12 protein-coding genes are annotated in these 13938 nt (G+C 58.3%); 2 read left to right on the top strand and 10 right to left on the bottom strand.

All coding sequences use genetic code 11. The features are described 5' to 3' along the window. Nucleotides 1-15: 15 nt before the first annotated feature. The 7 genes from greA to grpE all read right to left on the bottom strand — a co-directional run bounded on the left by greA (nucleotide 16) and on the right by grpE (nucleotide 10082). Nucleotides 16-492 (bottom strand): transcription elongation factor GreA, encoded by a 477-nt coding sequence (gene greA / locus QRN38_RS21110; RefSeq protein WP_005766442.1) that lies wholly within the window; start codon nucleotides 490-492, stop codon nucleotides 16-18. Beyond that, on the bottom strand, nucleotides 489-3710 hold the full coding sequence (gene carB / locus QRN38_RS21105; RefSeq protein ID WP_007243709.1) for a carbamoyl-phosphate synthase large subunit: 3222 nt from the start codon (nucleotides 3708-3710) through the stop codon (nucleotides 489-491). The genes greA and carB overlap by 4 nt, the downstream gene beginning before the upstream one ends. A gap of 135 nt (nucleotides 3711-3845) precedes the next feature. Then, nucleotides 3846-4982, bottom strand: coding sequence for a glutamine-hydrolyzing carbamoyl-phosphate synthase small subunit (gene carA, locus QRN38_RS21100; protein ID WP_044392814.1), 1137 nt, complete (start codon nucleotides 4980-4982; stop codon nucleotides 3846-3848). 215 nt (nucleotides 4983-5197) lie between these two features. After that, entirely contained in the window at nucleotides 5198-6001 is an 804-nt protein-coding gene (gene dapB, locus QRN38_RS21095) for a 4-hydroxy-tetrahydrodipicolinate reductase (RefSeq protein ID WP_005766439.1), read from the bottom strand. A gap of 22 nt (nucleotides 6002-6023) precedes the next feature. Further along, nucleotides 6024-7166, bottom strand: coding sequence for a molecular chaperone DnaJ (gene dnaJ, locus QRN38_RS21090; RefSeq protein WP_003377482.1), 1143 nt, complete (start codon nucleotides 7164-7166; stop codon nucleotides 6024-6026). Between the two features lie 325 nt (nucleotides 7167-7491). After that, nucleotides 7492-9408, bottom strand: a complete 1917-nt coding sequence (gene dnaK, locus QRN38_RS21085; RefSeq protein WP_005766437.1) for a molecular chaperone DnaK — start codon at nucleotides 9406-9408, stop codon at nucleotides 7492-7494. A gap of 110 nt (nucleotides 9409-9518) precedes the next feature. Next, nucleotides 9519-10082: a nucleotide exchange factor GrpE gene (gene grpE / locus QRN38_RS21080; protein ID WP_005766435.1), complete on the bottom strand. Its 564-nt coding sequence runs from the start codon at nucleotides 10080-10082 to the stop codon at nucleotides 9519-9521. A 268-nt stretch (nucleotides 10083-10350) separates the two neighbouring features. Here grpE and recN point away from each other — a divergent pair, with 268 nt between their 5' ends. Beyond that, nucleotides 10351-12024, top strand: coding sequence for a DNA repair protein RecN (gene recN / locus QRN38_RS21075; protein WP_007243712.1), 1674 nt, complete (start codon nucleotides 10351-10353; stop codon nucleotides 12022-12024). Nucleotides 12025-12103: 79 nt separating this feature from the next. On the opposite strand, the gene fur is transcribed toward recN, so the two are convergent. Beyond that, a complete protein-coding gene (gene fur, locus QRN38_RS21070; protein WP_002555142.1) occupies nucleotides 12104-12511 on the bottom strand; it encodes a ferric iron uptake transcriptional regulator in 408 nt (135 codons plus the stop codon). A 98-nt stretch (nucleotides 12512-12609) separates the two neighbouring features. Between fur and QRN38_RS21065 the strand changes: the two genes are divergently transcribed. After that, on the top strand, nucleotides 12610-13131 hold the full coding sequence (locus QRN38_RS21065; protein ID WP_005766432.1) for an outer membrane protein assembly factor BamE: 522 nt from the start codon (nucleotides 12610-12612) through the stop codon (nucleotides 13129-13131). Nucleotides 13132-13196: 65 nt separating this feature from the next. Here QRN38_RS21065 and QRN38_RS21060 read toward each other — a convergent pair whose 3' ends face one another. Next, on the bottom strand, nucleotides 13197-13511 hold the full coding sequence (locus QRN38_RS21060) for an RnfH family protein (RefSeq protein WP_057417931.1): 315 nt from the start codon (nucleotides 13509-13511) through the stop codon (nucleotides 13197-13199). After that, nucleotides 13504-13938 carry a type II toxin-antitoxin system RatA family toxin gene (locus QRN38_RS21055; protein ID WP_005620437.1) on the bottom strand — a complete coding sequence of 145 codons (435 nt, stop codon included), beginning with the start codon at nucleotides 13936-13938 and terminating at the stop codon, nucleotides 13504-13506. Before QRN38_RS21055 ends, QRN38_RS21060 begins: the two co-directional genes overlap by 8 nt.

Below are 13938 nucleotides of genomic sequence, written 5' to 3'. Positions count from 1 at the left end.
TGGCGGGCACTTGCATCAGATATGACGCACTTCGATGATTTCGTATTCGATAACGCCACTCGGCGTTTTCACCACGACGACGTCACCTTCTTCCTTGGCAATCAAGGCGCGAGCAATGGGCGAACCCACTGAAATCTTGCCCTTCTTGATATCCGCCTCGTCCTCACCCACGATCTGGTAAACAACGCTTTCGTCGGTCTCGACGTTGGCGATTTCGACTGTCGTGCCGAAAATCACCTTGCCAGTGTGCGCAATAGTCGTAACGTCGATCACCACCGCGTTCTGCATACGGCCTTCGATATCACGGATACGCGCTTCAACCATACCCTGCTGCTCGCGGGCAGCATGGTATTCAGCGTTTTCCTTGAGGTCGCCCAGCTCGCGCGCAGTACCAATGTCCTGGCTCAATTTGGGACGGATCACCTTGGTCAGGTGAGTCAGCTCTTCTTCCAGGGCGCGAGCGCCCTGAACGGTCATCGGGTATTTGATCATGCCTTCAATCCTGCATGGAGGTCCTGCAAGCGACGCACGGTCTTCTCTGGACCGAACTTGAGCGCTTCGCAGATCGCTTCGCCTGCTGCAATGGTAGTGGTGCAGTAAATCTTGTGCTGCAAGGCGTTGCGACGGATGGAGTAGGAATCAGCGATAGACTGACGGCCTTCGGTGGTGTTGATGATCAGGGTGACTTCGTCATTCTTGATCATGTCGACCACGTGCGGGCGACCTTCGGTCACCTTGTTGACGCGACGCACTTTCAGGCCGGCCGCTTCGATCAGCTTGGCCGTTCCGGCTGTTGCGACAATTTCGAAACCCAGGTTGATCAGGTCACGAGCAACCGCTTCAACCAGCGGCTTGTCGTCATCACGTACGCTGATAAACGCAGTACCGCCGGTCGGCAGCACTTCGCTGGCGCCCATCTGAGCCTTGGCGAACGCTTCACCGAAGGTGTCGCCCACGCCCATCACTTCGCCGGTCGACTTCATTTCCGGGCCAAGGATCGGGTCAACGCCAGGGAATTTGGCGAACGGGAACACGGCCTCTTTCACACTATAGAAATTAGGAATGATTTCCTTGGTGAAATTCAGCTCTTTCAGGGTTTTACCCGCCATCACGCGCGCAGCGATCATGGCCAGGGAAACACCGATGCACTTGGAAACGAACGGCACGGTACGCGATGCACGCGGGTTCACTTCGATCACGTAGATGTCTTCGCCCTGAAGTGCCAGCTGTACGTTCATCAGGCCCACCACGCCCAGTTCCAGGGCCATCTTCTTGACCTGTTCGCGCATCTCGTCCTGGATGTGAGCAGGCAGCGAGTACGGCGGCAGCGAGCAGGCGGAGTCGCCGGAGTGAACGCCCGCCTGTTCGATGTGCTGCATGATCGCGCCGATCACCACGTCAGTACCGTCGCAAACTGCATCGACGTCCATTTCGATGGCGCAGTTCAGGAAGTGGTCGAGCAGCACCGGGCTGTCGTTGGACACCTGAACCGCTTCACGCAGGTAACGCTTGAGCTCGTCTTCCTGGTAAACGATTTCCATCGCCCGGCCGCCCAGTACATAGGACGGACGCACGACCAGCGGGTAACCGATTTTCGCGGCGGCACGAATCGCTTCGTCTTCGCTGCGCACGGTGGCGTTTGGCGGCTGACGCAGGTTGAGACGCTCGACCATCTGCTGGAAGCGCTCGCGGTCTTCTGCGCGGTCGATGGCGTCCGGGCTGGTGCCGATGATCGGCACGCCGGCGGCTTCCAGGGCACGGGCGAGTTTCAGCGGGGTCTGGCCGCCGTACTGCACGATCACGCCCTTGGGCTTCTCGACGCGTACGATTTCCAGTACGTCTTCCAGGGTGACCGGCTCGAAGTACAGACGATCAGAGGTGTCGTAGTCGGTGGAGACGGTTTCCGGGTTGCAGTTGACCATGATGGTCTCGTACCCGTCTTCACGCAGCGCCAGGGCTGCGTGCACGCAGCAGTAGTCGAACTCGATACCCTGGCCGATACGGTTAGGGCCACCGCCGAGGATCATGATCTTGTCGCGCGTCGAAGGGTTGGCTTCGCACTCTTCTTCGTACGTCGAGTAAAGGTACGCGGTGTCGGTTGCAAACTCGGCCGCGCAGGTATCGACGCGCTTGTAGACCGGGAACACATCCAACTTGTGACGGTGCGTGCGCAGGTTTTTCTCGGTAACGCCGACCAGTTTGGCCAGGCGTGCATCGGAGAAGCCCTTGCGCTTGAGACGGTACATCAGGTCGCGATCAATTGCCGACAGGCCAAGCGTCTTGATCTTCTCCTCGTCCTTGACCAGATCTTCGATCTGGACCAGAAACCAGGGGTCGATCATGTTCATGGCGAAGATTTCTTCGACAGTCATGCCTGCGCGGAACGCATCGGCGACGTACCAGATACGCTCGGCACCCGGCACGGTCAGCTCGCGCTTGAGCGTGCTCATGCTTTCCGGATGGCTGAGGTCCAGCTTCGGATCAAGGCCACACACACCAACTTCCAGGCCGCGCAGCGCTTTCTGCAGGGATTCCTGGAAAGTACGGCCGATGGCCATGACTTCACCCACCGACTTCATCTGCGTGGTCAGGCGTGCATCGGCCTTGGCGAACTTCTCGAACGCGAAGCGCGGCAGCTTGGTAACGACGTAGTCGATGGATGGCTCGAAGGACGCCGGGGTCTTGCCGCCGGTGATTTCGTTGGACAGCTCGTCGAGGGTGTAACCCACTGCAAGCTTGGCCGCAACCCGGGCAATCGGGAAGCCGGTCGCCTTGGAAGCCAGCGCCGAGGAACGCGACACGCGCGGGTTCATCTCGATGACGACCATACGGCCGGTGTCCGGGCAGATGCCGAACTGAACGTTGGAACCACCCGTTTCAACGCCAATCTCGCGCAGTACCGCCAGCGAGGCGTTACGCAGGATCTGATATTCCTTGTCGGTCAGGGTCTGTGCCGGGGCAACGGTGATGGAGTCACCGGTGTGCACACCCATCGGATCGAAGTTTTCGATGGAGCAGACGATGATGCAGTTGTCCTTTTTGTCGCGGACAACTTCCATTTCGTACTCTTTCCAGCCGATCAGCGATTCGTCGATCAGCAGTTCCTTGGTCGGAGACAGGTCCAGACCACGAGCGCAGATTTCTTCGAACTCTTCACGATTGTAAGCAATACCGCCGCCCGTGCCACCCATGGTGAACGACGGACGGATGATGCAAGGGAAACCGAGCTTTTCAAGAACCGCGTTGGCTTCTTCCATGCTGTGCGCGATGCCGGAACGCGGGCACGCCAGGCCGATGGACTTCATGGCCTTGTCGAAACGCGAACGGTCTTCAGCCTTGTCGATGGTGTCGGCGTTGGCACCGATCATCTCTACGCCGAACTTCTCCAGAACGCCTTCACGCTCCAGATCCAGTGCGCAGTTCAGTGCGGTCTGGCCGCCCATGGTTGGCAGCAACGCGTCCGGGCGCTCTTTCTCGATGATCTTGGCAACGGTCTGCCATTTGATCGGCTCGATGTAGGTGGCGTCGGCCATGGCCGGGTCGGTCATGATGGTCGCCGGGTTGGAGTTCACCAGGATAACTCGATAGCCCTCTTCGCGCAGGGCTTTGCAAGCCTGGGCGCCGGAGTAGTCGAATTCACAGGCCTGGCCGATCACGATGGGGCCGGCGCCGAGAATCAGGATGCTTTTAATATCTGTACGTTTTGGCATGGGTTGTCACTCAAATCCGCAGGTCAGTCGGCAAGCCGTCTTGAACATTTTTCTGAGGTGGCCTGGGCGGCAGCAACCGGACGTGTGGTCCGGGGCCGCCCTGGGCACCTGCGTTTACAGTCTCAAGGCAACCGGTCAGCGTCGCTTGGCCATGGCGTCGATAAAGCGGTCAAACAGGGGCGCTACATCGTTCGGGCCTGGGCTTGCTTCAGGGTGACCCTGGAAGCTGAACGCGCTCTTGTCAGTCAGCTCGATACCCTGCAGGGTGCCGTCGAACAGCGACTTGTGGATAGCGCGAACGTTGCCCGGCAATGTCGATTCATCAACCGCAAAACCGTGGTTCTGACTGGTGATCATTACAACGCCGGTGTCCAGATCCTGAACCGGGTGGTTTGCACCGTGGTGGCCATGGCCCATTTTCACGGTCTTGGCACCCGCAGCCAGCGCCAGCAGCTGGTGACCAAGGCAGATGCCGAATACTGGCACTTCGGTTTCCAGCACTTGCTTGATCGCCTTGATGGCGTAGTCGCATGGCTCAGGGTCGCCAGGGCCGTTGGACAGGAAAACACCGTCCGGATTGTAGGCAAGCACTTCGCTGGCAGGCGTTTGCGCAGGCACTACCGTCACCCGGCAACCGCGCTCGACCAGCATACGCAGGATGTTGACCTTGACGCCGTAATCGTAGGCAACCACGTGATAAGGCAGCTCGGAAGCGGCGATTTCGGGGTGGCTGTCGGTCTGCAGGTTCCAGACACTGTGGCGCCACTCGTAGGTGTCCTTAGTGCTGACTTCCTTCGCCAGGTCCATGCCCTTGAGGCCAGGGAACCCGCGAGCGGCGGCGATGGCTGCCTCTTCGGAAATGTTGTCCCCTGCCATGATGCAACCGTTCTGGGCGCCTTTCTCACGCAGAATGCGGGTCAGGCGACGCGTGTCGATGCCAGCGATGGCAACGACATTGTTGGCTTTCAGGTAATCACCAAGGGACATCTTGTTACGCCAGTTACTGGCAACCAGTGGCAGGTCACGGATGACCAGACCCGCTGACCAGACACGATCCGACTCGGCGTCTTCAGGTGTAGTACCGGTGTTGCCGATGTGCGGGTAAGTCAGGGTAACGATCTGCTGGGCGTAGGAAGGATCGGTAAGAATTTCCTGATAGCCTGTCATTGCGGTGTTAAACACCACCTCACCAACGGTTTGACCGTCGGCTCCAATGGCTTCGCCGCGAAAAATGCTGCCATCAGCAAGGGCGAGTATGGCTGGCTTAGTCAAGAAGACCTCCCGTAAATAAAGCCTGAAAGGGCGATCGCAGGTTGCAAAAAAGCGGAATGACGTAGTTACGTCACCCCGCTTTCTTATGGAATCATCTGCGCGCTTTTAGTGGACACACTAAAGCTGTAGCTTACAGAAAAGGCCCATTTTGGTCTACCACCAATGAGCCTGAAAAGCGGGAAAATGCGACAGGGCCTTGCAGGCCCTGTATTGAATCAATGCAGACCCAGTACATCCTGCATGTCGTACAAGCCTGGGGCCTTGCCGTCGAGCCACATTGCAGCCCTGACCGCGCCCTTGGCGAAGGTCATGCGGCTGGACGCCTTGTGGGTGATTTCAACCCGCTCGCCGTCCGCTGCGAACAGCACAGTATGGTCACCGACCACGTCACCGGCCCGAATAGTCGCAAAACCGATGGTCTGACGATCACGCGCGCCGGTCTGACCTTCGCGCCCGTAGACCGCGACTTTTTCCAGATCACGGCCCAGTGCATTGGCGACTACTTCGCCCATGCGCAGCGCGGTGCCAGACGGCGCATCGACTTTGTGCCGATGGTGCGCTTCGGTGATTTCGATATCGACTTCATCACCCAGCACGCGAGCAGCGGTGTCGAGCAGCTTCAGGCACAGATTCACACCGATGCTGAAATTGGCCGCGAAAACGATCGGGATGTCTTTCCCCGCTTCGACCAGACGCTGCTTCTCTTCGGCACTGAAACCGGTCGTCCCGATAATCATGGCCTTGCCTGCCTTGCGGCAGAACGCCAGGTTTTTCAGCGTGACCGACGGGTGAGTGAAGTCGATCAACACATCGAACTCATCCATCACCTTCGCCAGATCATCTGACAACGGCACACCGATACGGCCCAGCGCCGCCAGTTCGCCCGCATCAGCACCCACCAGCGTGCTGTCGGGACGATCGACGGCAGCGGTCAGCCCGGCGCCAGGCGCCTGCTGAACCGCTTCGATCAAAGTCTTGCCCATGCGCCCGGCGGCGCCTACTACAGCAATACGTCGCATGCCCTACTCCCGTTGATAAGCCTTACAGATCGCCGAAGAAACGCTTCACACCCTCGAACCAGCCACTGGCCTTGGGAGAGTGGGACTCGTCGTTCTCAAGCGATGTGCGGAACTCTTCGAGCAATTCACGCTGACGCTTGCTCAGGTTGACCGGTGTTTCGACTGCAACGCGGCACATCAAGTCACCCGCGCCACCGCCACGCACCGGAGCAACACCCTTGCCACGCAAGCGGAACTGCTTGCCGGTCTGGGTGCCCTCAGGGATTTTCAGTTTGACGCGACCATCGAGCGTCGGCACTTCAAGCTCGCCGCCCAGCGCCGCGTCGGTAAAGCTGATCGGCACTTCGCAGAACAGATGCTTGCCATCACGCTGGAAGATTGCGTGTTCGCGCACATTGATCACGACATACAAGTCGCCGGTCGGCCCACCCTGAGCACCCGCCTCGCCTTCGCCCGACAGGCGAATGCGGTCACCGGTGTCAACACCTGGCGGCACTTTGACGGAAAGGGTCTTGGACTCTTCGACACGCCCTTCGCCGTGGCACGAGTCACACGGGTCAGAAATGATCTTGCCGTGGCCGTGGCAACGTGGGCAGGTTTGCTGCACAGAGAAGAACCCCTGCTGCATGCGCACCTGACCAATACCGCCACAGGTCGGGCAGGTCACCGGGGACGAGCCCTTCTTGGCGCCACTGCCGTCGCAAGGCTTGCAGTTGACCAGCGTCGGCACGCGGATATTCACCGTCGTACCGCGAACCGCTTCCTCAAGGTTCAGCTCAAGCGTGTAACGCAGGTCGCTGCCACGCTGGGCACCGCCACGACCGCCACCGCCACCGCCCCGGCCACCGCCGAAGAAGTCGCTGAACACGTCGCCAAAGATGTCCGAGAAGTTGGCGCCACCGGCACCACCGCCAAACCCGCCGCCGCCACCCATGCTCGGGTCAACGCCTGCATGGCCGTACTGGTCGTAGGCCGCGCGTTTGCTGGCATCGGACAGCACTTCGTAGGCCTCGTTGGCCTCCTTGAACATCTCTTCAGACGCTTTGTCATCAGGGTTGCGGTCAGGGTGATGCTTCATCGCCAGACGACGATAAGCCTTCTTCAGGTCCGCCTCGCTGGAGCCTCGCTCCACACCCAACACTTCGTAATAATCACGCTTTGCCATAATTCTTCCGCACTCTTGAGGACGTTTGGCAAGACCCTCCTGAGCCCAGCCAAACTCGTTGAGCCCCATACAGGCCCGGACCCAACTCACGTCAATTCAACGATCCTGGTCTTCGTTCAACAGCCAGACGGATCCGGCCGAGAAAGCGGCAGAATGATTCGCCACGCAGGAGCGCAGCGATCTTGCCACATGGCGTACGGAGCGAATCCGCACGCCGAAATTTTGGGTGTTCCAGACACGCCAACGCGGGAGCAAGCTCCCGCGCGGCGACATCCTACCAGTCAGCGCTCGAAAGAGGTCAACCGGCTTTCAAGTGAGCCTGCGCTTACTTGTGGTCTTTTACTTCTTCAAACTCGGCGTCGACGACATCGTCAGCCTTGGCAGTTTCTTCAGCTGGCTTGGCCGCAGCGTCCGGGTTTTCAGCCTGCTCGGCGTACATCTTCTGAGCGATTGGCGCGGAAACCTTGGACAGCTCTTCGACCTTGGCTTCAATGGCAGCCTTGTCGTCGCCTTTGATAGCGGCTTCCAGAGCAACCAGTGCAGCTTCTACCGCAGTCTTCTCTTCAGCGGTGACCTTGTCGCCCGCGTCAGCGATCATCTTGCGAGTCGAGTGGACCAGCGCATCGCCCTGGTTACGGGCAGAGGCCAGCTCTTCGAACTTGCGATCTTCTTCGGAGTTGACTTCAGCATCGCGAACCATCTGCTGAATTTCTTCCTCGGACAGACCGGAGTTGGCCTTGATCACGATGGACTGCTGCTTGCCGGTAGCCTTGTCTTTCGCGCCAACGTGCAGGATGCCGTTTGCGTCGATGTCGAAGGTCACTTCGATCTGCGGCACGCCACGTGGAGCGGGTGGAATCTCGGCCAGGTCGAACTTGCCCAGCGACTTGTTCTGACCGGCCTGCTTGCGCTCACCCTGCAGTACGTGAATGGTCACAGCGTTCTGGTTGTCATCGGCAGTCGAAAACACCTGGGATTTCTTGGTAGGAATCGTGGTGTTTTTCTCGATCAGCGCAGTCATCACGCCGCCCATGGTTTCGATACCCAGCGTCAGCGGGCTGACGTCCAGCAGCAGAACGTCTTTTACATCACCGGCCAATACCGCGCCCTGAATAGCAGCACCCATTGCAACAGCTTCGTCCGGGTTGACGTCTTTACGCGCTTCTTTACCGAAGAACTCGGTTACCAGCTTCTGTACCAGCGGCATACGCGTCTGGCCACCGACCAGAATCACGTCGTTGATCTTGCCGATGTCGATGCCGGCATCTTTCAATGCGATACGGCAAGGCTCGATGGTGCGCTGAACCAGGTCTTCAACCAGCGATTCCAGCTTGGAGCGCGAGATTTTAACAACCAGGTGCTTTGGACCGGTGGCATCTGCAGTGATGTACGGCAGGTTGACTTCGGTCTGGGTGCTGGAAGACAGCTCGATCTTGGCTTTTTCAGCCGCTTCTTTCAGACGCTGCATGGCCAGCGGGTCGCCTTTGAGGCTCATGCCGCTTTCTTTCTTGAATTCGTCAACGAAGTAGTCGATCAGACGAATATCGAAGTCTTCACCGCCCAGGAACGTGTCGCCATTGGTGGCCAGCACTTCGAACTGATGCTCGCCATCGACTTCGGCAATTTCGATAACCGAAACGTCGAAAGTACCGCCACCCAGGTCATAAACGATGACAGTGTGGTCGCCCTTGGCCTTGTCCATACCGTATGCCAGAGCGGCTGCGGTAGGCTCGTTGATGATGCGCTTGACGTCCAGACCGGCGATACGGCCAGCGTCCTTGGTCGCCTGACGCTGACTGTCGTTGAAGTAGGCTGGAACGGTGATGACCGCTTCGGTAACCGCTTCACCGAGGTAGTCTTCGGCAGTCTTCTTCATCTTTTTCAGGATTTCAGCGGAAATCTGAGGAGGCGCCATTTTCTGGCCATTCACTTCAACCCAGGCATCACCGTTGTCAGCCTTGACGATCTTGTAAGGGACCATCTGGATGTCTTTCTGAACGACTTGCTCGTCGAACTTGCGACCGATCAGACGCTTTACCGCGTACAGGGTGTTGTGCGGGTTGGTAACAGCCTGACGCTTGGCGGACTGACCGACCAGGATCTCGCCATCGTTGGCATAAGCAATGATCGAAGGCGTGGTACGCGTACCTTCGGCGTTATCGATAACCTTGACGTTACCGTTTTCCAGAATGGAGACGCAGGAGTTGGTAGTCCCCAGGTCGATACCGATAATTCTGCCCATCTTGACTCTCCCGAAACTTGCAAAATTTGAATGTGGTTGCCGCAATTGCGTTTACAAATTGCGGTAGCTCTTAAACGCTTGACCTTTAAATGGGGGCCTTACAGCTAATTTCAAGCCTGCTCGTTGATTGACGGCGTTGCAGGCGATGGTGCCTTGCTGACCACGACCATGGCCGGGCGCAGCAGACGACCATTAAGCTGATAACCCTTCTGGAATACCTTGAGCACAGTATTAGGCTCGACATCGGCACTTTCCTGCATGGCCATTGCCTGGTGCTGGTCGGCACTGAACGGTTGACCATGCGGATCAATGGCTTCCAGCTGATAACGCTTGAGGGTGTCCTGGAACATCTTCAAGGTCAGCTCGATGCCTTCACGCATCGGGCGAATGCTTTCATCGTCCGGGTTGGACAGATCAAGGCCTCGCTCCAGACTATCGATGATCGGCAACAGATCACCGGCAAACTTTTCCAGCGCAAACTTGTGCGCTTTTTCAACATCCTGTTCGGCACGGCGGCGGACATTCTGCAAATCCGCAGCCACCCGAAGGGATTGGTCCTGCGCAGCAGCCAGTTGCTCTTCGAGCACCTGCACGCGGTTTGTCAACTCTTCACCCGCGCCTGCCTCGGCAGCCTGATCCTGAGCCTGCGCATCCAGATTCTGTTCGTCAGCCATAAATATTCTCCTCTAAAAACGTCCGCGATCCCGACTCGCGCTTCTGCCACCTATATGGGATCGGAATTTCCCGCTTCAAGGGTCTGATGTGATCGAGATACGTATTCCCTGACAAAAAAACCGGATATGGGGCCAGAAAAAATGGCGCCATGAGGCAACCGGTACTAAAAAACACTGAAAGCAGACCAAATCGAGCTAAGCAGAGGCATTGTCAGCCACGAACAAAACACTGTATAAATATCCAGACAAACAGCCCGGGAGCCGCTCAATGCTGGTGCACCTTTCCGTACACAACTACGCCATCGTCGAACACCTTGATCTGGAACTGGATCGAGGCATGAGCGTTATTACTGGCGAAACCGGTGCCGGCAAGTCGATCATGCTCGACGCCCTGGGCCTGACTCTGGGCGACCGGGCCGACAGCGGCGTGGTCAGGCCGGGGGCCGACAAGGCAGACATCCTTGCCACGTTCGACCTGGGCGACATTCCCGAGGCCGAGGCCTGGCTCAAAGAGCGCGACCTCGACAACGACGGCCCCTGCATCCTGCGCCGGGTGATTACCGCCGAAGGTCGCTCACGCTCTTACATCAATGGCTCGCCCTGCCCTCAGGGAGACTTGAAAGCGCTGGGCGAACTGCTCATCGATATCCACAGCCAGCATGAACATCAGTCGCTGCTCAAGACCGACACCCATCGACGCCTGCTGGATGAATACGCTGGCGCGACCGACCTCGCCCGCCAGGTTCATCTTGCTGCGCAGCGCTGGCGGCAGACGCGACAGGAGCTGGAGCGTCTCTCCAACTCCGGCGACGAACAGCGCGCACGCCATCAATTGCTCAGCTATCAGCTTGAAGAGCTGGAAAGCCTGAGCCTGGGCGAAAACGAGCTGGAGCAGCTCGAACAGGAACACAAGGACCTGACCAACGCCGAAAGCCTGCTGAGCATTTGCCGACAGGTCGTCGAGCAATGCAGCGAAAGCGATTCCGGAAATGTACTCACAGCCTTGACCGCCAGCCTGCATCGCCTCGGCAGCGTCGACCATTCACCTACGGCCCTGAGCGAGGCCACAGGCCTGCTGTCCAGCGCGCAGATCCAGGTAGAAGAAGCCGTAGGCGAGCTGAATCGCTTTCTGGATCATTTCGATGCCGACCCTGCCCGCTTGCAACAGCTTGAAGAGCGACTCGATGCTATCTATACGCTGGCGCGCAAGCACCGCATCCAGCCAGGCGAAGTAGCCACGCTGCAACAAAAGCTGCTGGATGAAATAGAAACACTGAATGCCAACGACGAGTCCATCGAGCGTCTGGAGCACGAGGTGCAGGCATTTGCCCGGCATTATCAGGAGAAAGCGCGCGAATTGAGCGACCGGCGCCATACGTCAGCGACCACGCTGGCCAATGCCGTCGAGCAGGAAATTCACCGACTGGGCATGCCCGGCGGACGCTTCCAGATCGACCTCAAACCCAACGCCAATGCCGAGCCGCTGCCTCACGGCCTTGAGCAAGTGGAGCTGCTGGTCAGCGCCAACCCCGGTCAGCCACTCAAAGCGCTGGCAAAAGTGGCTTCGGGGGGCGAACTGTCACGGATCAGCCTTGCCATTCAGGTGATCACCGCACAAACCTCACGGGTGCCAACACTGGTGTTCGACGAGGTGGATGTGGGCATCGGCGGCCCGACTGCCGAGATCGTGGGTCAACTGCTGCGTCGCCTGGGCGAGCGCGGGCAGGTCATGACCGTCACGCACTTGCCGCAGGTCGCGGCGCAGGGCCATCAGCATCTGTTCGTGCACAAGGTCAGGGATAACGACGCAACGCGCACGGCGGTCTCCAAACTGACGAAAACCGAGCGCATAGAAGAAGTGGCCCGAATGCTGGGCGGCATCGACCTCACCAAGGAATCCTTGGCACACGCCAAGAAAATGGTCGTGACGGCTAAAACCTGAGCCACTGAAACGCAGTCACTTAAAACGCAATCATAGAAAGCACAAAGGCGACCTTGGGTCGCCTTTGTGTCATCTGGTTTCACGCCTTTTTGTTGCGTACGTAAAGCACCAGATTGTGGTCCACCAGGTCAAAGCCGTGTCTTTCGACGATGGCTTTTTGAAGCTTCTCGATTTCTTCGTCGAAGAATTCGATCACCTCGCCTGATTCCACGTTGACCATGTGGTCGTGATGGCCGCCATCAGCCAGCTCAAACACAGCATGACCACCGTCGAAATTGTGGCGAACCACCAATCCCGCAGCTTCAAACTGGGTCAGGACACGGTAAACCGTGGCCAGGCCGACGTCCTCGCTAGCCTCCATCAGCGCCTTGTAAACATCCTCGGCACTCATGTGGCGCTGCTCGGCAGAATCGAGCATTTGGAGTATTTTAACCCTCGGTAGGGTTACCTTTAGTCCTGCTTTTCGTAGTTCGCTATTTTCAACCATGGTCAGCTTTCTCGCAGACGCTGCTTCGCAGCTTCTCTTAATGCAGGTATGATCGGGGTTTACGTTGTCCCAGCCAAGATAGTGGAAGTCGCCCACCGATGCAAAACACCAAGCTCTTGCTAACCAGTTTCACCTTCGTGGGACTGCTCGCACTCGCCGGTTGTTCATTCCCCGGGGTTTACAAAATCGACATCCAGCAGGGTAATGTCGTCACGCAGGACATGATAGACCAGTTACGCCCCGGAATGACCCGGCGGCAAGTACGGTTTATCATGGGCAACCCCCTGTTGACCGACACCTTCCACGCCGATCGGTGGGATTACCTGTACAGCCTGCAGCCAGGTGGCGGTGAACGCCAGCAGGAGCGTGTCAGCCTGATATTCAACGGCAATGACCAGCTAGTGAGCCTGTCCGGCGACTTCATGCCAGGCGTCAGCCGCGATGAAGCCATTCTCGGCAAAGGCAGCGATACCACTGCGCCTGTAGAGAATCAGCCGCAGCAGCCGCCTGAACAGCCAGCCAAGCCAGGCTCGCTGCTGGACACCATCCAGAAAGATGTGGACAGCGTCGAGACCGTACCGGTCCCGACTCAAGAGCCACTGGACACTAACCCCCGTTAGTCGCCAGCCGCTCAGCAAAAAGCCCGGCACGCCGGGCTTTTTTGTGTGCTTCATTCAGCCGGTGTTCAGCCTGGCAGCGTTCTTTTCTCACGGGCTTTGGCCGCGCGCAGACGCCTGATTTCCATCGGGTCGGCCAGCAACGGGCGATAAATCTCGATTCGCTCACCCGCCTCCAGCACTCGCGCTGCAGGGTCAGCGACCACCTTGCCGAAAATACCCACGGGGCACTGTGACAGATCCAGCTCGGGAAACTCCCGATTCATGCCACACAGCGCCAGCGCCTGACGTACCGACGAGCCTGCCGGCACATCGACCGTCATCAACACCTGACGCTGAACCGTGGCATACACCACTTCGATCTGAATCGACACCTCAGCCATGCAGCTCTTTCGCTCGCTGGCAGAATGCGTCCACCAGCGTGTTGGCCGCCTGATTGAACAACGGCCCCAGCGTGGCGCGCACAATCGTTCCGGCGTAATCGAAAGACAAATCCAGGCTGATCTTGCAGGCCTTTTCACCCAGCGGCTTGAACGTCCAGACGCCATGAAACTGCTCGAACGGCCCTTCGACCAGATCCATCACAATCGATTCGCCGGGGACCAGCGTATTGCGCGTCATGAACTTCTGACTCAGACCGCCCTTGGCGATCTCAAGGCTGGCGCGCATTTGCGACTCGCTGGCGTCAAGCACGGTAGCGGAAGAGCACCACGGCAGAAACTCGGGATAACGAGCCACGTCATTGACCAGGTCATAAAGGAAACCGGCCGGGTACGGCAGTAAAGCAGAGCGTTGTATGTGCGTAGTCAT

The sequence above is a fragment of the Pseudomonas sp. CFBP2511 genome (assembly GCF_030209255.1).
In the GTDB taxonomy this organism is placed as follows: domain Bacteria; phylum Pseudomonadota; class Gammaproteobacteria; order Pseudomonadales; family Pseudomonadaceae; genus Aquipseudomonas; species Aquipseudomonas avellanae.
This window is presented reverse-complemented; position numbering and strand designations above follow the sequence as displayed.